The sequence below is a fragment of the Collinsella aerofaciens genome (assembly GCF_015670795.1).
Classification (GTDB): domain Bacteria; phylum Actinomycetota; class Coriobacteriia; order Coriobacteriales; family Coriobacteriaceae; genus Collinsella; species Collinsella aerofaciens_Q.
The window spans coordinates 1-20,956 of record NZ_JADPCJ010000007.1 but is presented as its reverse complement, the minus strand read 5'-3'; the positions used below and the strand labels follow the sequence as shown (position 1 = coordinate 20,956).

Below are 20,956 nucleotides of genomic sequence, written 5' to 3'. Positions count from 1 at the left end.
ATGCGAGCCTGCAGCGGATGCATTAATTGAGCGCCTGCGCGCGAATCGCCGCGCCAATGGCACCGGCAAAGCGGGCCTGGGGCGAGGTGGTGACCGGCGACCCCAGTAGCTCGCCCAACCGCTCCACCACGAAGGCGTTCTCGCACAGGCCACCGGTCAGGTAGTACGGGGCGCCCGCGGCCTGCCCGGCCATGGTCGCCACGCGCGAAACCACGCTGTCGATCACGCCACGCGCAATGTTCTCGCGCGGCTCACCGCGACCGATCAGGCTGATAACCTCGCTTTCGGCAAACACGGTGCACATGCTGCTGATCTTGGTGGGCTCGCCGGAACACGCCAGGTCGGCCATCTGCTGCTGGGAAATGCTTAGGCGGTCGGCCATGATCTCCAAAAAGCGCCCCGTGCCGGCAGCGCACTTGTCGTTCATGGCGAACTTTGCCACGCGGCCTCCTTTAAGCTGGATGACCTTGGTGTCCTGGCCGCCCACATCGACCACGGTGCCATGGTCGCCAAACAGACGCACGGCACCGGTACCGTGGCAGGTAATCTCGGTAACGACTTTATGCGCATAGGGCACGGCGACACGGCCGTAGCCGGTCGCGATCACGCGCACGTCGTCGGCAGCCACGTCATAGCCGGCCGCTGCCAGTGCCTCGCGCAGCCGCTCGGAAGCATCGACCGAGGAGAACCCGGTTGGCTGCACGCACGTCCACGCCACCGAACCCTCCCCGTCGACCACAGCAGCCTTAGCCGCCGTAGACCCGATATCAATCCCGATCCCTATCATGGCTCTCTCCCAATCTAAACATCAAAGGTAGCGGCGCGTTCAGGCGCCTTAGCTCTAGGTTTCTCAGGTGCCGGAGATTGCCCCGAAAGAGGAGCGCAGCGTACTTTGGGTACGCAAGCGACGGTTTGAGGAGCAAGATCCGGTGCCTGAGGAAGCTAGAGGGTTTCGATAAAGGCGGCGATGCGAGTCTCGATCTGGCCCATGTCGCCGTTGCTGTAGTCGGTCTCGATCTTCATATACGGAATGCCCGCACCCTCGACGGCCTCCTGCATGCGTGCACTCTCCACGTTAAAGGTGTGGCACGCCTGGAGCACGCTCTCCACTACGCCATCGACGTGATACTTCTCGCACATGGCCAGCGTGTTTTCCATACGACCGTCGTTGGGCGTCATGACCGAGCAGTTGATATCCAGATAGCGGTCGGCGATGGCGCGCAGAATGTCGGGAGCCTCCGGGTCGATCATCATGGCCGCCGTGCGCTCGCCCGAGCAGTCGTCCATGCACACGACCACACCGCCGTTGGACTCGATAGTACGGCCGATCTTGTTGATCACGCCGCCCACCGGGCAGCCGGTGATCAGAATGCGCTTGGCGTCTGCCGCGACCGGGCGCTCACCCGCGTCGTAGGTCTCGCGCAGCTTGACAACCTTTTGCTCCAGCTGCTGCGTATAGGCCTCGATATCAAAGCTGAACGTACCGGCAAACATGGTGCTCATCAGGTCGACGCCGCTCATGGCCGCCGGCTGGTTGGCCTGCAGCGCAAACATCTCGAGTTGGGCGGCACGCAGGCGATTACGACGACGGACAGCGGCGCGCAGGTCGTCATCGGTGATCGTAATACCGTAGAAGTTCTCGAGCTCCTCCTTAAGCAGACGGCACTCCTCGTACCAGCCCTCACGCTCGTAGGCACGATCGCGACCCTGCGGAAGATGCAGAATGTGCGTGCGCTTGAGCTCGTTGAGTAGCTCGTACATCTTCTTCTTGCCGTCGCAGGTGGTCTCACCGATGATCATGTCGCTAAAGTACGTAAACGGGCACTTTTGCGAGTAGGCAAAGCCGTACGTCGACTTGATGAGCGGACAGAGATTTGCCGGCAGCACCTTCTCGGCCTCAGGAATCACCTCATCGGACGTACCGCACAGAGCGACACTTGCGGCCCCCGCGGCATCGATAATCTCGAGCGGCGTATAGCTGCACAAAAAGCCGACCAGGCGATTGCCCGCCTGCTTGTAATCCTTGACACGAATAAACGCCGCCTTGCGCTGCTCGTTGAACTCCTCAAACGTGCGCGGCAACGGCTGCTCAATATTTTCCGACATATAACTCCTTAACAAACCTTTTGACCAACCGAGGAAACGGCTTTCCCAGGAGCCCGAGGTTGCCGTGAAAGAGGAACGCCGCGTATTTTGGTACGTAAGCGACGGTTTGAACGGCAAGATCGGGTGCCTGGGGAAGCCGCCGGAACGGATACCCCTAAATGGTTTCCAAGAAAGCCTCGATCCTGGTTTGCAGTTGGCCTGCATCCTCGCCGGCGTAGTCGGTCGTGATGTGCATAAACGGAATGCCGGCTTCCTCGGCGGCCTTCTCAACGACAAACGACTCCATCTCGTAAAGCGTGCAGAACTGCAGGGCCACGTCGACGATGCCGTCGGCATGCAGGTCCTTGGCCATCTGGACAATATCCTTCATACGCTGGTCGTTGGGCGTAAAGACGGCGCAGTTGATCTTGAAGTTACGCTCGGCGATGGCATCGAGCATCTCGTCAACCGTCTCACCGGACTCGTCAACCAGATCCTTGTAGTAGCGCGAGCCCGTGCAGGACTCCTCGCCCACCACAACGCCGCCGGCCTTCTCGATGAGGTTGAACAGCTTCCAGTTGGGCACGGCCATGGGCGTGCCGGTGTACAGGATACGCTTGGTCCCCTTGGACGCCACGCCCTCGCCGGCCTCGACACGCTGCTCGCACTCAGCCGCCATATCGTTGATGGCTCCGGTCAGACGCGGCGTGTCGTCCATAAAGGCGGCCTGAACGGTCAGCAGGCTGTCGAGACCGCTGATGGGCGCCGGGTCGGCAGCGCGCGTGGCAGCGAGGCGCTGCAGGGCGCGACGCTTCTCGTTGACGGCGTGGATGGCGGCCTTCAGACGCTCGGGCGTAATCTTGACGCCACACTCTTCCTCGATCTTGGCGGCGAGCTTCTTGACCTCGGCCTTCCAGGTCACGAGCGTCGACTCGTCGTGCACGTTGGGAATATCCATGACGTACATGTTCTTTTGCGTGGCAAAGAACTCGTAGGCCTTCTTCTTGCCATCGCAGGTGTTCTCGCCCACCACCAAGTCACTCGACTCAATGTAGGGGCAGACCTCGCCCAGCTTAAAGCCGGCAAAGCTCTTGATAAGCGGACAGGTGTTGCGCGGCAGGTGCTCCTCAACCTTATCGGTTGCCCAATCGGCACCAGAGCATAGACCCACGGGGATACCGTCGCAGGCAAGTACGATCTCCTCGGGCACGTAGACGCAGAACGAGCCGACGATCTTGGTGGCCTCGCCGGCCTCCTTCTTGTCGAGCATCTCCTTAATACGGCCGCTGTGGATGTTGGTGGCGACAAAATCCAGGTAGGACGTAGACTTGGGGCGATTGTTCTGCGTCAGGAACATATCGCCGTACATCTGGCCCACGGCGCCCAGCAGCAGGTCGTGGTCGGCAAGATTCATGCCGAGGCTCTCCCACATCGGATGGAAATCAAATTCTTCAGCCATGACGGTTCCCCTCTCGAACCAAAAACGGATAACGGCGGTATCGATGCACGACGGACGGCGATTGTCCGGCCGTGCTCAAACCCGGAATTTTAGGGAACCTGCCTTGCGGACGGTTATTTAGTTGTGCGTCGTCTCTCCCGGAGCCGTGAACATACCTGCTCATATGCGGCTCCGAGCCATATATAGGGCACGCGCGGCAACGCGGCGAATGTATGTCGTCTGCGGCATGTGCGCACCCTCCTCTACAAGTTGAGGTCAACTATATCAACGGTCGTCGACCATGCGAACACCGTTGACATTCGTACGACAACCTCGTGTGCCGTCGTTTAATAAATAATTATCTGTGTTGATAAGAGTTTGTCATTCCCCATTCGGCGAACGGCAAGACAAAGCCGCCGAGACTTATATCCCCGACGGCATTACCCGGCGCTACCGACAAACCAGATGGATCCTGCTGGCATCAAAATGCATACGCAGGGTCTCGCCTTCTTGCGGTAACCCATCCGCTGGTACGCTCAATTTGTTGACCTTCCACTGCAGACGCGTTGGCGCATCGGCCCGCGGCGCATCCAACAGCACCAGGCGCTCAAAACGCGAATCGCTCACGCGCGCCACGTGCAGGTCGTAGCTGTTGCGACCCCGCTCGGCACGGTTGTCCACATGGAAGTAGCTCGCGCGAATGCCCAGGTACGCCACATTATCGGGAACCTCGCGACCCACGTTAAAGGTCATGCCCCAATCGAGCGCCTCAACTTCTTCGTCGCCGATCTTGCGCGCCCGGCTTGTGTTCTTGCAGCCCGTCAGGCGCAGCGCCGCCAGCGTCTGCGGACGGCGGACCACGTCCTCGACGGAGCCGATCTCCTCGACATGTCCGTTATGCATCACGCAAATGCGCTCGCACAGGCGGCATGCCTCGTCAATATCGTGGCTCACGTAGAGCACGGTGCGGTTGCATACATCGAACAGGTCGAGCATGTTCTGTTCGAGGGCGCTCTTAAGATAGGAATCGAGTGCGCTCATGGGCTCGTCGAACATAAAAATGCCCGGATGCGCCGCCACCATGCGCGCAAGCGCCACACGTTGCTGCTGACCGCCCGAGAGTCGCGCGGGATAGCGGTCGGCAAAATCGGCCAGTCCAAAGATACCCAGGTAGCGCTCGGCAAGCTGCTTGCGCGCCGCGGCGTCGCCCGCATCCTTTACGCCGGCACATACGTTATCGGCCACTGTCATATTAGGGAACAGCTGATAGTTTTGGAACAGCAGGGCGCATTTTCGCTCCTGGGGCGACAGGTTGATGCCCGCCCCCGAGTCAAAAAAGGTCACGCCGTTGACGACGATCTTGCCCTCGTCGGGCGTCTCCACACCGGCAATGCAGCGCAGCGTGCAGCTCTTGCCACAACCCGAGGCGCCCAGCAGCGCCACGCGCTCCTCGCCGGCCTCAAGCTGCATGTCGAGCATAAAGCCGGGATAGCGCTTTTTGATATCCAGAACGAGTGACATGACCTATCGACCTCCCTGCGGCGCCGCATCATCGCGCATGAGCTCGGCCAGCGCCTCGCGATCGATACGCAGGGCATCGCCGCCGACTGGGTCGAGCGAATCGCCCTGTCCGGCGAGATCTTTGGCCTGTTTGCGCTCCGCACGGGAAAGGCCCCGCTCGCGATACTTTTGCGAATGAGCGGTGTACATGTTGATGAACAGGATGACCAAAAAGCTAAAGACAATCACGACGACGACCCAAAAGAGGGCCACCGACGTGTTGCCGCCCATCCACTCAAAGTAGATGGCGATGGGAATGGTCTGCGTAATACCGGCGTAGTTGCCCGCAAAGAACAGCGTGCAGCCAAACTCGCCCATCGCGCGGGCAAAGGCGAGCACCGTGCCGGCGGCAATAGAGGGCCACCCAAGCGGCATCATAAGCTTGGTAAAGATGAGACGCTCGGACCATCCCAAGGTTCGCGCGGCGTCGAGCACCTGCGTGTCGAGGCTCTCGAAGGCTCCGAGTGCCGTACGATAGACGAGCGGGAACGACACCACCACGGCAGAGATCACCGCCGCCGGCCACGTAAAGACAATCGAGACGCCGTGCGCGATAAGCCACCGACCGACCCCGGTCGATCGACCAAATAGCATAAGCAGCAAAAAGCCGCACACCGTAGGCGGCAGCACCATAGGAATCGTAAAGACCGAATCGAGCAGGCCCTTGATGCGACTCGAGGTACCCATGGTCTTCCACGCGGCGAACAGGCCCAGCGCAAACGCGATCACCAGGGCAAGACCGCTCGTTTTAATGGACACCCAAAACGGGCGATAGTCGATGTCGCACAAAAAGGAGGTCAGAGAGGTCCAGGGCCCCTGCTCATCCCGCAATACGACAGACGATGCTTCTACCATGTGAGCGCTATCAAGCCAACGCGCGCCGCCCTTGGCATCACCCGAGGCTGATGCAATCACCACATAGCGGTCCCCATCCGCACCGCGCTCGTCAAAGCCATAGGTATACCCGCCGGAATCAAACGTTGTTTCCGCCGTGACATACCAAGGAAGATCCACGTCCCCCAGCTGCGCACCTCTCATGCAGTTTGCGCTGTCGAGCTTACAGACGAGGGCCTTGAGACCCGATACGCACTCGTTGTCCTGCGGATCCAATCCATACTTCTCGACCGCCTTGGGCGATATCCACACCACAACGCGATCGGCAGCAGGCGCCACCACAAGGTCCACGTCCTCGTCAACGGGAAACCGGTAGCCCTCAGGCTGGCCCTCCATGGCACGAGCGGTCCCCTTGGCCAGCCGCTCAAAACCCTCGATCCCATAGGAAAGCCCATGAGCGGTCGCAGCAACCTGGGCCCCGTCCTCAGCGTCCCCAGCAAACGCAAATCCCGGCACCCAGCAAAGCGCGAAGGTCAAAGCACAGGCGACAAGCATGCGGAATCTATTAAGCACGAAAAGCTCCAAGCGAATACAAGAACGGAGTGAAACACAAAACGATGGAATTATCGCGCCAAGCCGCACTACGCGGAAAGCTCAAAGCCGTACTTGGCCCAAATCTTCTGAGCCTTCTTGTTGGTCAGACAGAAGTCGATGAACGCCTTGGCTTCGTCGGCGTGCTCGGAGCTCTCGGCAACGGCACCCGGATACACGATGGGCTTGTGCGAGTCCTCGGGACACACGAAGGCCTCCTCGATGCCGTCGTAGCGGAAGATATCGGAGCTGTAGACAAATCCAGCCACGCAGTCGCCCGTGGACACATAGGCGGCGGCGGTACCAACTTTGTCGGCCAGGGCCACCTTGTCGGCGATCTCGGGCGCATACTCGCCGTCGTCGCCCTCGGTGCCGGTGTAGAGGCCCACGGAAGCCAGCGCCTGGTTGGCGTACTTGCCGGCGGGGACGGTCTTGGCGTCGCCGATGGCGATCTTGCCGTCCAGGTTCGCGACGTCGGCGATGGCCTCGATCTTGGTGTCGGAGCCCTCGGCGCGAATAATCACGAGGTCGTTGACGAACATGTCCTCACGCGTGTCGGCGTCGACGAGCTCGGCGGTCTCAGCGTCATCCATGGTACCCTTGGAAGCGGTGATGAGCACGTCGACCGTGGCGCCGGCCTTCATCTGCTCAACGAGGTCGCCGGAGGCCTTAAACTGCGTATCGGCAAAGGTGGTGCCGGTCTGGTCGGTGTAGAGCTCCTGGACCTCGGGAAGGGCCTTCTCGAGGGAGTTGGCGGCAAAGACCTGCAGCTCGACGGTTTCCTTCTTGGAAGAGGCCTTGGCGGAGCCGGCATCGGATCCGGCCGGCTCGGACGTCTTGCTGCCCGAGCAACCGGCAAGACCAAGGCCGGCAGCGGCGACAGCAGAAAGTGAGACGAATCCGCGGCGAGAAACCAAATCGAACATATTCAACCCTTTCGGACCTTGTGCCCGGGTACCCCACCGCGGGCTTTAATCTGCAACCAGATTATACTTCTGCGCGAATAATGTTAGTGAGAAATTATTCTCGCCAGAGAATATAGTTTCGAGTTAGCGTGCACCTCGGCGTCGCTTCGGCGGAAAACAAAGGCGGAACAGCCGTTTAGGTCGCCCCGCCGCAGGTAAACCGCTTAGTTGGTATGTCCGCCGCCCGCTGTCATCTGAGCTGCGTGCTCCAGCTGATCTGCTATGGCCTCCCAGCTTTCGCGGGCGGCCTTCGTAGAACCGGGAAAGTTTACGACAAGTGTATGACCTCGTTGCATGCAAATAGCGCGCGAGAGCATGGCGCGGCGCGTCTTGGTCATGGAGTACGCACGGATCGCCTCGGCAATACCCGGCACATCGCGGTCGCAGACGGCACGCGTCGCCTCGGGCGTCACATCGCGCATCGAAAGCCCCGTGCCGCCGCAGGTGAGCACGACATTGGCGTGACACTCATCGGCGGCCTCCACGATGGCATCACCAATCTCGCTGACGTCGTCGCGCACGACCACATGTGAGGCGACCGTCCAGCCCTGTGCCTCGATAAGCTCCTCGAGTGCGGCCCCAGCCTCGTCCTGGGCAAGGTCGCGCGTATCCGAGCACGTCACGATCGAAATCTTCAACTCCATAGCGATCCTCCTATAGCACCGTTCCCTCAGGCAGGTCGACACGCACGACATCCACGACGTCGCCCGCCGCAAGGTCGCACGGTCCTTCGTCAATACGCAACAGGCAATTGGCCCGCTGCATCGTGCCGAGCAGCGCCGAATTCTGCGTCTTGGCCTCGGTCACCAACAGCTCACCGGTCTCGGGGTCGCGCAAAACCGTGGCGCGATCGAAGAAGCGGCGATGCTGTCGCTTTTTCACGCCATGTGTGAGCGTCGCCTGCTGCACGGGACGCACGCCCTCGGCAAAGCCGCGCATCTTGCGGATCGCCGGACGGGCAAGCATCTCAAAGCCTACATACGCCGCGGCCGGATTGCCTGAAAGCCCTAGGTAGGGCTTACCCCCGAGCAAGCCAAACGTGATGGCCTTGCCCGGACGCATCGAGATGCGGTCAAACAGCACCTCGCCCTCGCGCCGGACGAGCGCCGTCACATAGTCGTAATCGCCCGCCGAGGCGCCACCGCTCGTAATGACAAAATCGCACTCTCGCGTGGCGCGATGTACCAGCTCGGCAATCGCCTGCTCATCATCGGGCGCGATGCCGTAGAACACGGGCTCGGCGCCGGCATCGAGTGCCTCGGCCATCAGCGCCGAGGAGTTGGAATCGCGAATCTGACCACGCGCCGGTACCTTACTCGGTGCGACCAGTTCCGTGCCCAGCGAGATGATGCCCACACGCGGGGCAGCGTGCACCTTCACGCTCGCGTATCCGGCGCTCGCCAGCAGACCCGCGCCCGCCGGAGCCACGACCTCGCCGGCGTGCATCACAACATCGCCGGCATGGGCCTCCTCGGCAGCAGAGCGAACGTTCTCCCCTACCTTGGCCGGCGCCGAGAACCTCGCTCGCGAGCCCTCGTTGCCGTCACCGTCGAGCACATCGACGATCTCATACTTCACCACGGCATCGGCACCTTCGGGTACCGGCGCGCCCGTCATGATGCGGACCGTCTCGCCCGCGCCGATTGCGCCCTCAAACACATGGCCCGCGGCCTCGTGTCCGATAACGTCAAGCGTCACCGGCGCCTCGTCAGACGCCTGCGTCAAGTCCGCCGAGCGCACGGCATATCCGTCCATAGCGCTGTTGGCAAACGGCGAGATGTCGATATCGGCCACCGCGTCCTCTGCCAAGGGAAGACCGGCAGCCTGCCACGCGGGAATCTCGACAACTTCGGTGCGATTCACGTGCGACAAGACGATCGCCTGTGCGTCCTCCAACGGAATGAGTATCTCTGCCATATACACCTCTAGCATGCAGCGGCGCACATCACGGGCGCCGATTCTTTATGTTTATCTCAGTATAATCCCTCGCCGCCTGCTCAAGACCTGGCCTGCGACCGCGAATACACCTGTCGGTAACGGACGGCGAAACAGAGCCGAAACCAACCTGCCGGTTTGTCTCGTTTGGCACGTTCTATAATGCTCGTGTTGCAACCCAAAAGAGGAACGTATGGCTTTTACCGACAAAACCGAAAGCGCAAACGAAACGCAGGATCATTCCCAGCCGCTCGACGATGGCGGCTTTTTCTCCCTGAACGACGTCATCACGGCAGGCAGGCATCAGCTCACCCGCTCCGAGCAACTCTTGGCTGCCGACACGCGCCGCAACGCCCGCAACCTACTCGCGAGCGCCAAGTTGCTCGTACTCGTCGTCATCGTCTCGGTCGCCATGGGCGTTGCCGCTTGGGCGTTTTTGGCCTCGCTGAATATCGCCACCGACTATCGCGAGCACCATGCGTGGATTTACGCACTGCTTCCCGTTGTGGGCGTTGCCACCGCATGGGTGTACAAAAACCACGGTCTTGCCGCCAAACGCGGTAACAACCTGGTCATCGACTCCGCTCTGGGCACACGCCTCATCCATATGCGCATGGCCGTCCTCACCTTCGTCTGCTCCACGCTCACGCACCTAACGGGTGGATCGGCCGGTCGCGAGGGAGCCGCGGTTCAGATTGGCGGCACCATCGCCAGCAACATCTCGAGCCTCGCCCACCTTAAAAAGCATGACCACCACGACCTCATGCTCGCCGGCATCTCGTCGGCCTTTGGCGCCGTATTCGGTTCGCCCCTTGCCGGAGCTTTCTTTGGCATGGAGATGTGCTTTATCGGCAAGATCGACTACACCGCGGGCATCTACTGCCTGGTCGCCTCGTTTACCGGCTACTTTACATCACTCGCCCTGGGTACCGAGTACGAGGCGAATGTTATCGTCAGCGTTCCCAACATGACACCACGGACGGTTGTCATCGTTGTTATCAGCGCCATTATCTTCGGTCTGACGGCACGCCTCTTTGCCTGGTCAGTTCGAACCGTCAAGAGCCTGTACGGTCGCTTTATCACCAATTATCTCGTTCGCGCACTTATGGGCGCACTCGTGGTTTTGGCCGCCTATGCCCTTCTCGACGTCTGGGACTACGCCGGCCTTTCCACGTGGCTTTCCGGCGCCGGATTTGCCGGCAACACCACCCTGGCAGACGCAGCCATCAAGTTGGTCGTCACAGCGCTTACCCTGGGTGCGGGCTTCCAAGGCGGCGAGGTCACGCCCCTGTTTGGCATCGGTGCGGCGCTCGGCGGCTGGATCGGTTGCCTCGTCGGAATCGACCCCAGTTTTCTGGCGGCTTTCGGCATGCTCGGCGTGTTCTGTGCCGGCCTCAACGTGCCCATCACCACTTGCATGATGGCCATCGACCTGTTCCACGGCACGGCCGCCGGGTTCTTTGTCATCGTAGCCTTTATCAGCTACCTAACCGGCGGACACCGCGGCGTGTACCCCGCCCAGCGTATCATCTCACCCAAGCGCCGTTCGCTTATTGTGGATGAGGGCGGTACGGTAGCGGATGCTATCGAGCGCCACAACGACCTGATAGAGTAGACGTAAATATTCGCCGTGCAGCCACAATCGGGGGCAATTCGACCTGAGCGCGACCGCACTGTCACGTCATACGCCGGGAGTCGCCCCATGCACGCAACTGATTTTGGTCGCACGCTCATCATCGCCAACCCCGCCGCCCAGTCTGGTGCGGCGCGCGAAGTCGCTGAGCGCCTGCAGCGCTTTTTGGACATGACTGCACGCGCATCCCAGTTTGACCTGGTGCTGACCGAGCGAATGGGACATGCCAAGGAACTTGCCGCACGGGCCCAAGGATACCGCACGGTTATCGCACTCGGCGGCGACGGCGTGATCCACGAGGTCGTCAACGGGCTTATGACGCAAAAGGAGGACACCCGCCCCGCCCTTGCCGTCCTACCCGTGGGATCCGGCAACGATTTTGCCCAAACGCTCGGTATCGACGAATTTTCCGGCAAAGATTTTGGCGCGCTGCTCACCTGCGAGCTGCAGCGTCAGGACATCGGGCGCATTCGCTCGTGGAGCCCCGCGAGCGGCAGCGGCGAGGCTGCCGTTGAGTACTACGATCAGACGCTTTCGGTCGGCATCGATGCCGCCATCGGCCTGGGCACCACCGAGCTGCGCAAAAAGACCGGCTTGACGGGCGCTCCGCTCTACACTCTCTCGGGACTTGAGCAGTTTGGCCTGCGCTATCGCAACTACCCCATGACGGTCAGCTTTGACGGCGCGCCCGCCGAGCGCGTGCGGGCGATTATCATGGCCATCCAGCTGGGGCCCACCTATGGCTCTGGCTATCGCATCTGTCCCAACGCCGACCCGTGCGACGGCATGCTCGACGTTTGCTACGCCTGCGGCCCCGTCCCCCGTGCGGTCGCCCTGCCCATGTTCCTTTCGGCCAAAGATGGCCACCATACCAAGCTGCCACCGGTTCGCATGCGCCGCTGCCGTCATGCCGAGTTCACGTTCGAGGAGCCCGACTACCCCATTCAGGCCGACGGCGAGCCCATCGTCGCCTCGCGCATCGAGGTCGACATCCTCGCCGGCGCCCTCCACGTCTGGCGCCCCACCCGCTAACCCCACCTAAGTTGCGGTGAAATAGGGACTGTTTATGCAGCTAAAGCCGCAAAACAGTCCCTATTTCACCGCAACTTACAAGGAGGCTATTCGTCGCTGCCCGGTTTGCGTCGGTTGGCCTTTTTAATGGCGTTGAAGCGTTTGTCGTTGAGCCTGCGCTGGCGAGAGCGTTGAGGCACCTTGGTCTTTACGCGTCGACGCGGTGGACGCCCGCGACGCTCAAGCTCTGCCCTCAGCTTACGCAGACAGCAGCTGCGATTCTGAAACTGACTGCGGCTCTCACGCGCCGTCACGACAATCCCCGAAGGGATATGTTTCATGCGTACCGCCGAGTCCGTCGTGTTCACGCCCTGTCCGCCCGGACCCGTCGCGCGAAACACCTGCACCTCGCAATCGCGCGCCAACTCCTCGGCCGACATCTCGGCATAGCGCGCATACTCGCGGCATCCCATCTTGTCCCCATCCATATCAACACCTCCCCTCATACAAAAAATGTGACAAAGGGACAGTCCCTTTGTCACATCGCATACCAATCGCTTGTGTTGCGCGCTTAGGCGAAGGTGATCTCGCCGTTCTCGCAGTCCATATCGGCGATACGCGCCAGGCTCTCAACGCGGAAGCCGCGCTTACGGAGCTTATCGCCGCCGCCCTGGAAGCCCTTCTCAACGGCGATGCCAATGCCGGCAACTTCGGCGCCCGCAGCCTCGCAGATCTTAATAAGGCCCTCAAGCGCGCAGCCGTTGGCCAGGAAGTCGTCGATAATCAGGACCTTGTCGCCCTCGGACAGGAAGCGCTTACCCACAATGACCGGGTACTCCTTCTGCTTGGTAAAGGAGTAGATGGTCGTGGCATACTGCTCGCCGTCGAGGTTGATGGACTGCGCCTTCTTGGCAAAGACCACCGGCACGCCGCCAAAATGCTGAGCCGCGATGCAAGCCATGCCAATGCCCGAAGCCTCAATCGTCAGGATCTTGTTGATCTCGACACCCTCGAACAGTCGGGCCCACTCGGCGCCCATGTGGTCGAACAGCTCAACGTCGCATTGGTGGTTGAGGAAGGCATCAACCTTAAGGACGTTACCGGCCTTTACGATGCCGTCATGGCGAATACGATCCTCAAGCTCCTGCATGGCGCAACCCCTTCTCGCGGCAACGATACCGCGCGATTAATAAACGTTGTTCGATAGTCTACCACGGACCGACCCCCGCCCGTCCCACAAGCCGCATCGCACCACAAACCAGTCTTTTTGGGACGGCGCGAATCGTGGCAGACAGCCTCCCAACACGCTAATGGCGGGCGCGCATCTTCACCAAACGCACCATGGCAAGCGCAAAGCCCACAGCGGCCACAGCCATCAACACATAGAACACCGAACGGAAACCAAACAGGAACACATCCGGACGTCCTGCAACAAAACTGGTCACGGCCTCGCCCATCGCCACGCTCATCTGTCCATACAGGATATTCGACGCCACCGTAATGCCGAGTGCCATACCCGCATAACGCGCCAGGCTACCCAGACTACCCGCAAAGCCAAGTGCCTCGCGCGGAGCCGAGCCCATGTACAGCGAGTTGTTGGGGCTCTGGAAAATCGACGTACCGCACGACATAAATGCGACGCAGCACACGATCACAGGGATAGAAGAGTGCTCGTCGAGCGTGCTTACTGCAAAGAGACCGCACACATACACGCCCAGGCCGACCGCCGTGGGACCCTCGCAGCCAACACGGTCCGAAACCGTTCCCGAAAGCGGGCCGATAAAGGCATTCACCATTGGCAGCGCCAAAAAGAGCAATCCGGAAATGTCAGAACCAAAGCCGTGGGCGTCCTGAAAATAGAACGGCAGAATAAACTCGGATGCGCCAATGCCAACGAACACGATGAGCATGCAGGCAAGGTTGATGGTGAAGGCCGAATTTGCAAAGCAGCGACGAGCGGCCTCGGCAAGGGGCATGGGACGTTCGCCGGCCTCTGGCCTAACATGCGGCAGCGTGTAGAGTCCCACGATAAACGAGATCACGCCAATGGGCAGGTTGATGAGGAAGATGCTCTCCCAGGGAAAGCTTGCCACCAGCATGCCGCCGAGCACGGGGCCACACATCATGCCGAGGGCCACAAAGGTCGCGAGAATACCCATGGCACGGCCTCGTTCGCGCGCCGGAAACGACTCGGTGATGATACCCATGTTGTTAGCCATGGCCGCCGCGCAACCGATGCCCTGAACAATGCGTGCCAGGATAAGAACCTCAAGCGAGGCCGAAAGGCCGCACAGCAGCGAACCGACCGAAAAGACGATGACGCCCAACTGGAACACATTCACCTTGCCGCGCACGTCGCCCAGACGGCCAAACGGCAACATAGCCACGCAAGTCGCAAGCAGATACACCGAACTTACCAGCTGAATGCGATCGAGGCCCACGCCCAGCTCCTTTTGCATCACGGGCAGCGCCACGGTCACGACGGTCGAATCCAGACACACCATAAACGTCATGATGAGCACGGTGAACAGAATCGCCCACTTGTTCTTGCCATGGGTGTCGCCCTCTAGGACAATGTGCTCGCGGCGCAGCTGCTCTGCAGTTTTCTCCATATCCATCCTTTCGAGTGGCCTAACGCAAAAAACGGGGCCCCGATCGCCTGCAAACAGCCGCGATTGGGGTCCCGCCTACGGAATCGGAACGAAAGGTCACCGAAGCTTTCTGCCAGCATCGGCACCTTGTACGGAGCTAGCCTAGCACTGCTCGAGTGCCTGCTCAAGGTCGGCAATCAGATCGGCCGTGTCCTCGAGGCCGCACGACAGGCGCACCATGTCGGCGGAGATGCCACAGGCGATGAGCTCCTCATCGTTCATCTGGCGGTGCGTAGCGTTAGCGGGATGCAGGCAGCAGGTGCGGGCGTCGGCCACATGCGTGGCGATCTGGGCGAGCTTGAGGCTCTTCATAAAGGTCTCGGCCGCCGCGCGACCACCATTAAAGCCAAAGCTCACAACGCCGCAGGTACCGTTTGGCATGTACTTCTGAGCGAGGTCATAGTACTTGTCGCCCTCCAGGCCCGGATAGCTCACGAAGCGCACCTTGGGATGGCTCTGCAGGAACTTGGCAACGGCCAGGCCGTTCTCGCAATGACGCGGCATGCGCACATGCAGGCTCTCGAGCGAGCTGTTCAAGAAGAACGCCGCCTGCGGGTTCTGCATGGGGCCAAGATCGCGCATGAGCTGCGCGGTGGCCTTGGTAATGAAGGCGCCCTCGCGACCGAACTTCTCGGCATAGGTCACGCCATGGTAGCTCTCGTCAGGCGTGGTGAGACCCGGGAACTTGTCCGCATGGGCCATCCAGTCAAACTGGCCGTGGTCGACGATCACGCCGCCCAGGTAGGCAGCATGTCCATCCATGTACTTGGTGGTGGAGTGCGTAACGATGTCGGCGCCCCACTCAAAGGGACGGCACATCACGGGCGTCGGGAAGGTGTTGTCGACCATCAACGGCACACCGTGGTCATGTGCGGCCTTGGCAAAGCGCTCAATATCGAGCACGGCAAGGGCGGGGTTTGCGATCGTCTCGCCAAAGACGAGCTTTGTGTTGGGCTGGAAGGCTGCCTCGAGCTCCTCATCGGTGCAGTCGGGGGCAACGAACGTGCAGGTCAAGCCCATGCGACCCATGGTGTGGGCGAGCAGGTTATACGTACCGCCGTAAATGGCAGAGCTTGCGACCACGTGATCGCCGGCACCGGCAACGTTAAAGATCGCGAGGAAGTTCGCAGCCATGCCCGAACTCGTGAGCATCGCTGCGGTGCCGCCCTCCATCTCGCAGATCTTGGCGGCAACCAAATCGCACGTGGGGTTCTGCAGACGGCTGTAGAAGTAGCCAGACTCCTCCAGGTCAAACAGCTTGCCCATGTGCTCCGACGTGTCGTACTTCCACGTGGTGGACTGGTAGATGGGCACCTGGCGCGGCTCCGCATCTCCCGGGTGATAGCCGCCCTGAACACATGTAGTACCGATAGTCTGCTCGCTCATATCTAGCTCCCTTACCTGGGTTACGTTTTATTCGGTTCACGATACCGCTACCCTGCACCCCTCTCAACCCATCCCCAAGGTAGGTTATGGGACAAATTGATTAGGGGTATTTATCTCAAGCCTTGGGCATTTGCTCGATAGATAAAAATGAGGCATACATGAAGCTCTCGATGATTACATGCCCCGTCACGGGTACCATAGGCGGGTACACCGTGACCAAGGAGACAACGATGAAGCAGATCGATACCACCCAGCTCGACACCGCCGCCTGCCAGGCTCAGGCTGCCGAATACCACGCCCGCGGCTTTAACTGCGCACAGGCCGTTGCCTGCACGCTCGCACCTGCCGTCGGGCTCGACCCCCAGACCGCCTTTACCCTCACCGAGGGCTTTGGCGCCGGCATGGGTGGCATGACCGAGACCTGCGGCGCCATCTCGGGCGCCGTGGCCATCATGGGCTTTGTAATGAGCGACGGCATGGAAAACCCCAAGACCAAAGGCCAGACCTACAAGCTGTCGCGCGAGATTGCCAAGCGATTTGGCGAGAAGAACACGACGACCGTCTGCGGCACGCTCAAGGGCATCGGATCGGATAAAGGTCCGCTCCGCAGCTGCCCCGGCTGCATCGACGATGCCGTCGAGATCGCCTGCGATGTGCTAAAGCAGCTCGCCGAGTAAACGGCAGCAACATAAAACGACGGCCGGCGCGTTTGGGATCCATCCAAAAGAACGCCGGCCGTCGTCGTTAGAACTCGGCAAACTCGGGAGCGCCGACCTCGATCTCCTCGCGCCCCGCCATAAGCTCGCGCATCTTAACGCAAAACGACTCCTGCTCCCCTGCCTTAAACACAAAATGAAGTGTCACGGCATCCGCGAAATCGGTATCCGAAACCTTGGCACCCGAATCCTGCGCCAAACGAAGCACCTGCTCATACTGCGGATAGGCCACATGCACGTCAACCGGCACGACGCTTGTCATCTCAACGATCTGCCCTGCCTCCTGAGCCGCGGCCACCGCCGCCTGCGTCGCCGCGGTATAGGCGCGTACCAAGCCACCAGGCCCCAACAGCGTGCCACCAAAATAGCGCGTCACCACGCAGCAAACATTTTTGAGCCCCGCACCGCGCAGCACCTCGAGCGTCGGCATGCCGCTCGTGCGGCTCGGCTCACCATCATCGCTCTGGCGCTCGCGCCCATCGACCAAAATCCACGCGGGAACATTGTGTCGAGCGTCGTAATGACGCTTGCGAACCATCTCGATAAAGGCATTCGCCTCATCCTCGGACTCAATATGGACCAGCTGGGCAATAAACCGGCTCTTGCGGTCCACAAACTCGCCCGAAGCCTCAATATTCGATTGCAGAGTAAAATAGCTGTCCAACAAAGTCCCTCAACAGAATAAAGCGCAGCAACAAACAGCCTCAATAATACGGCAAAGACAGTACCGGTAACCCCGGTAAATAGAACGGCAAAGTCAAGGACCAGGCAAAAACAGCGAGACGGCGTCAGCTGAGTCGATTTGGCCCGAAAGAGGAGGGAGCACGCCTTATGGCGGCGACCGACGAATGAGCGCCAAATCGGCCAGCTGACGCCGTCGAAGGCGAGAACCCGTCAGCGCGAGCAAGGTGCCTTGAAAGACGAGGGCATTGACCTTATGGTCATGCCCGAAGGCTTGAAAGGCAGATTGCCGCGCTGACGGGTTCGCAGCGTCAACATAGTTGCCAAGTGGGCCTATAAGCCGGGTTCTGTCGTGAACGGTCATTTATCTTGTCTGCACGTTACCATGCAGCTCCACGCACGCTACCCGAACGCGGACCGGGCCGGCCCATAGCGTTCCTACTCGCGCTTGCTCCGGATGGGGCTTGCCAAGCCGCCGTGTTGCCACGACGCTGGTGGTCTCTTACACCACCGTTTCAGCTTTTCCCTTTACGCCTTGCGGCGCAGGTGGGAGTCTTCTTTTCTGCGGCGCTTTCCGTCGGATCACTCCGCCCGGCCGTTAGCCGGCATCCCGCCCTCTGGAGCCCGGACTTTCCTCACGCGTACTGCAAGCAGCACATCGCGCGACCGTCTGGCCCACTCAGCAGTGCAAGAGTGTAGCACACCGTCACCACAGGCAATGGCACAACACAAGCGTTCGACACGATAAACCAAGAACCACGCCATGCAGTACAATAGGGTTGTCGATGGGCAACGTCGTCAGTCGAGACGCGACCGCGCTCCGCACCCCTCCGTCTACTCGGTGCGTTCCCGCCTCCTCCCCGAGGCGGGATGTCGGCATTTTTTCATGCACGACAACCAAATAGCCTGCAGACAGCATGGGCAGCATCATGCATCTCGGCACCAATTGCAAAAAGGGACCCGTCCATTACGGACGGATCCCTTAAAACAAGTGATCGTCAAACCGATTTACTCGGCGTCGGTCTCCTCGTCCTTCTTCTCGGAAGGAAGCGGGGTAACCTCGATCTCGACGCCCAGAGTCTCAGCAGCGGACTTCATGGACAGGGAGATACGACGACGGTCGAGGTCGATCTCCATGACCTTGACCTGAACCTTGTCGCCCACATGGGTGACCTGAGAAGGCTGATCGACGTGCTTGTTGGCCATCTCGGAGATGTGCACCAGGCCCTCGATGCCCTCGCCCAGGTCGACGAAAGCGCCGAACGGGACAAGCTTGGTCACAGTGCCCTCGACGATAGCGCCGACGGGGTACTTCTTGACCAGTGCACGCCACGGATCCTCGGTGGTCTGCTTGAGACCCAGGGAGATGCGCTCGCGGTTGAGATCGACGTCGAGAACCTCGACCTCGACTTCCTGGCCGACCTTGACAACCTCAGAAGGATGGTTGACGTGGTTCCAGGAGAGCTCGGAGATGTGGATGAGGCCGTCGATACCGCCGAGGTCGACGAAGGCGCCGAAGTCGACGATGGAGGAAACGGTGCCCTGGAGACGCATGCCAGACTTGAGCTTGGACAGAATCTCGGAGCGCTCGGCCTTACGGGACTCCTCGAGCACGACGCGACGGGAGAGGACGACGTTGTTGCGGTTGCGGTCCATCTCGATGACGCGAGCCTCGATGCGGGTGCCCATGTAGGAGGTGAGGTCCTTGACACGACGGAGGTCGACGAGGGAAGCGGGCAGGAAGCCACGCAGGCCGATGTCGAGGATCAGGCCGCCCTTGACAACCTCGATAACCTCGCCCTCGACGTTCTCGCCGGAGTTGAACTTCTCCTCGATGCGGTTCCAAGCACGCTCGTACTCGGCACGCTTCTTGGACAGGACCAGACGACCGTCCTTGTCCTCCTTCTGGAGAACCAGAGCCTCGATGGGATCACCGAGTGCAACGATGTCTGCAGGGTTAGCGTCCTTGCGGATGGACAGCTCGCGGACCGGGATAACGCCCTCGGACTTGAATCCGATGTCAACGAGCACCTCGTCATGCTCGATCTTAACGACAGTGCCGTTAACGAGATCGCCCTCATCAAAGTCGGTAATCGTACCGTCGATGAGGTTGTTCATCTCCTCCTCATTGACATCGTCAAGAGAGAAAATGGACGAGTTCTGAATCTCACTCAAAGGTGGACCCCTTTCGAACTACGGGGCCCCGATTGCTAGGACCTACAGAAGGGTGCGACAAGCACACAACGTTTAGGAACACTCGGGAGCCGACAGATACTAATGTGACGCTTATGCAATCACGTTCGTATAGGTTACGGGGAAATGAGTTCGATTTCAAGCGTGAACTGCGATTTTTTACTCGTGTGGAGACTTTTTCGTAATCTTATGAACACACGTCTCCACAACTTGACGATAACCAGCCAGGCATTTGGCTTTGGGGTAAAGTATCCGGAGCCAACGATTCTGGAACGATTTATCGAGAAAGGTGCCCGCGTGCTCAAAGCAGTCGTTTTCGATATGGACGAAACGCTTCTCAGCATCAACCTCAACGCGTTCATCCTTCGCTATTTTAAGGATGTCTCGTCGATGCTCGCGGATATCGGTCGCCGCAGCCACGGTGGCACGATGGCACGCCTCGGCACTATCTTGGTTGACCTCAACGCCAATCGCCGAAGCGGCACGGATAATCGCACCAATCTTGAGTTCTACCAAGAAGAGGTTGAGCGCCGGTGCGGCATTTGCCTCTCGGACCCACTCATCTACGAGGCGTTTACCTACTACGACCGCGAAGTTCTTCCGTACAAGAACGACGATGTCATCAACGCCCACGCCATGCCGGGCGCACACGCCGCGCTTCAGGCCGTACAGGATGCAGGGCTACGTTGCGCGCTCTTTACCAACCCCAGCTTTCCGCAGGGGGCCATCGAGTGCCGCATGGGTTGGGGCGACCTGGCCGACGCCCCCTTTGAGCTCGTCACGCACATGGGAAACACCACCCGCTGCAAGCCCGATGCCACCTACTATCTAGAGCAGCTTCAGGTGATGGGGCTCGAGCCGCACGAGGTCCTTATGGTGGGCAACGATCCCAAGCGCGACTTCCCCAGTCCCGCCTGCGGCATTCAAACTGCCTATGTTGGCCAGGGAAAACCCGGCCGAGCCACCTGGCGCGGAACCATGGAAGACTTCGCCCGCGACTTCAACGCCGTAATCGAAGCCTTCTACGAGCACCAAGTAGCCGACGAACTGTCATAGGACCCCTCGCTCGCTCCAAACAAAATAACGTCGCAGACCGAATGTGACAAAGGTTCAGCCCCTTTTCACATTACAAAGATGGCGCCGATGCTTTGTCAACGACAGACACTATGACCCAATCCGAGGGCACTAAAAAGATAGGAGCCCCGCTCGTGACCGCGGGTCGGGGCTGCGACAATGATGTTGAAGTGCCATAGGCGCAGCCGCGCCGCAACGAGGTT

17 protein-coding genes, 1 other RNA gene and 1 pseudogene are annotated in these 20,956 nt (G+C 60.2%); 4 read left to right on the top strand and 15 right to left on the bottom strand.

What is annotated here, in order from left to right; translation table 11 throughout:
- Positions 1-22: 22 nt before the first annotated feature.
- The 8 genes from I4W09_RS03580 to I4W09_RS03545 all read right to left on the bottom strand — a co-directional run bounded on the left by I4W09_RS03580 (position 23) and on the right by I4W09_RS03545 (position 9,390).
- The gene (locus I4W09_RS03580; RefSeq protein ID WP_196031907.1) at positions 23-787 is read right to left on the bottom strand and encodes an acyl-CoA dehydratase activase; all 765 of its coding nucleotides are present in this window, start codon (positions 785-787) and stop codon (positions 23-25) included.
- A 155-nt stretch (positions 788-942) separates the two neighbouring features.
- Entirely contained in the window at positions 943-2,106 is a 1,164-nt protein-coding gene (locus tag I4W09_RS03575; protein ID WP_196031906.1) for a double-cubane-cluster-containing anaerobic reductase, read from the bottom strand.
- A 154-nt stretch (positions 2,107-2,260) separates the two neighbouring features.
- Entirely contained in the window at positions 2,261-3,544 is a 1,284-nt protein-coding gene (locus I4W09_RS03570; RefSeq protein WP_196031904.1) for a double-cubane-cluster-containing anaerobic reductase, read from the bottom strand.
- A 429-nt stretch (positions 3,545-3,973) separates the two neighbouring features.
- On the bottom strand, positions 3,974-5,044 hold the full coding sequence (locus I4W09_RS03565; RefSeq protein ID WP_196031902.1) for a sulfate/molybdate ABC transporter ATP-binding protein: 1,071 nt from the start codon (positions 5,042-5,044) through the stop codon (positions 3,974-3,976).
- A gap of 3 nt (positions 5,045-5,047) precedes the next feature.
- A complete protein-coding gene (modB, locus tag I4W09_RS03560; protein ID WP_371732494.1) occupies positions 5,048-6,490 on the bottom strand; it encodes a molybdate ABC transporter permease subunit in 1,443 nt (480 codons plus the stop codon).
- Positions 6,491-6,558: 68 nt separating this feature from the next.
- Positions 6,559-7,434: a molybdate ABC transporter substrate-binding protein gene (gene modA, locus I4W09_RS03555; protein WP_148332155.1), complete on the bottom strand. Its 876-nt coding sequence runs from the start codon at positions 7,432-7,434 to the stop codon at positions 6,559-6,561.
- Positions 7,435-7,637: 203 nt separating this feature from the next.
- Positions 7,638-8,117: a MogA/MoaB family molybdenum cofactor biosynthesis protein gene (locus I4W09_RS03550; protein WP_118080408.1), complete on the bottom strand. Its 480-nt coding sequence runs from the start codon at positions 8,115-8,117 to the stop codon at positions 7,638-7,640.
- A gap of 10 nt (positions 8,118-8,127) precedes the next feature.
- Complete coding sequence (locus I4W09_RS03545; RefSeq protein ID WP_148332157.1) at positions 8,128-9,390, bottom strand: molybdopterin molybdotransferase MoeA; 1,263 nt, start codon at positions 9,388-9,390, stop codon at positions 8,128-8,130.
- A gap of 211 nt (positions 9,391-9,601) precedes the next feature.
- Between I4W09_RS03545 and I4W09_RS03540 the strand changes: the two genes are divergently transcribed.
- Positions 9,602-11,023 (top strand): chloride channel protein, encoded by a 1,422-nt coding sequence (locus tag I4W09_RS03540; RefSeq protein ID WP_196031900.1) that lies wholly within the window; start codon positions 9,602-9,604, stop codon positions 11,021-11,023.
- Positions 11,024-11,110: 87 nt separating this feature from the next.
- Positions 11,111-12,073, top strand: a complete 963-nt coding sequence (locus I4W09_RS03535; RefSeq protein WP_196031898.1) for a diacylglycerol/lipid kinase family protein — start codon at positions 11,111-11,113, stop codon at positions 12,071-12,073.
- 86 nt (positions 12,074-12,159) lie between these two features.
- Here I4W09_RS03535 and I4W09_RS03530 read toward each other — a convergent pair.
- The 4 genes and pseudogenes from I4W09_RS03530 to I4W09_RS03515 form a co-directional block, all read right to left on the bottom strand.
- Positions 12,160-12,468: pseudogene (locus I4W09_RS03530) on the bottom strand (peptide chain release factor family protein); the annotation flags it as partial.
- 155 nt (positions 12,469-12,623) lie between these two features.
- On the bottom strand, positions 12,624-13,202 hold the full coding sequence (locus tag I4W09_RS03525; protein WP_055286127.1) for a xanthine phosphoribosyltransferase: 579 nt from the start codon (positions 13,200-13,202) through the stop codon (positions 12,624-12,626).
- Positions 13,203-13,359: 157 nt separating this feature from the next.
- Positions 13,360-14,664 carry an MFS transporter gene (locus I4W09_RS03520; protein ID WP_148332161.1) on the bottom strand — a complete coding sequence of 435 codons (1,305 nt, stop codon included), beginning with the start codon at positions 14,662-14,664 and terminating at the stop codon, positions 13,360-13,362.
- 141 nt (positions 14,665-14,805) lie between these two features.
- On the bottom strand, positions 14,806-16,089 hold the full coding sequence (locus I4W09_RS03515) for an O-acetylhomoserine aminocarboxypropyltransferase/cysteine synthase family protein (protein ID WP_035138013.1): 1,284 nt from the start codon (positions 16,087-16,089) through the stop codon (positions 14,806-14,808).
- A 230-nt stretch (positions 16,090-16,319) separates the two neighbouring features.
- Here I4W09_RS03515 and I4W09_RS03510 point away from each other — a divergent pair, with 230 nt between their 5' ends.
- Positions 16,320-16,766: a C-GCAxxG-C-C family protein gene (locus tag I4W09_RS03510; protein WP_229055579.1), complete on the top strand. Its 447-nt coding sequence runs from the start codon at positions 16,320-16,322 to the stop codon at positions 16,764-16,766.
- Between the two features lie 67 nt (positions 16,767-16,833).
- Here I4W09_RS03510 and I4W09_RS03505 read toward each other — a convergent pair whose 3' ends face one another.
- The 3 genes from I4W09_RS03505 to rpsA form a co-directional block, all read right to left on the bottom strand.
- Positions 16,834-17,472: a YigZ family protein gene (locus tag I4W09_RS03505; RefSeq protein WP_196031896.1), complete on the bottom strand. Its 639-nt coding sequence runs from the start codon at positions 17,470-17,472 to the stop codon at positions 16,834-16,836.
- Between the two features lie 334 nt (positions 17,473-17,806).
- Positions 17,807-18,168: RNase P RNA component class A (rnpB, locus tag I4W09_RS03500), an RNA gene on the bottom strand.
- 326 nt (positions 18,169-18,494) lie between these two features.
- Complete coding sequence (rpsA, locus tag I4W09_RS03495; RefSeq protein WP_022095232.1) at positions 18,495-19,661, bottom strand: 30S ribosomal protein S1; 1,167 nt, start codon at positions 19,659-19,661, stop codon at positions 18,495-18,497.
- 315 nt (positions 19,662-19,976) lie between these two features.
- On the opposite strand from rpsA, the gene I4W09_RS03490 reads away from it, so the two are divergent.
- On the top strand, positions 19,977-20,735 hold the full coding sequence (locus I4W09_RS03490) for an HAD family hydrolase (protein WP_271756745.1): 759 nt from the start codon (positions 19,977-19,979) through the stop codon (positions 20,733-20,735).
- Positions 20,736-20,956 lie beyond the last annotated feature (221 nt).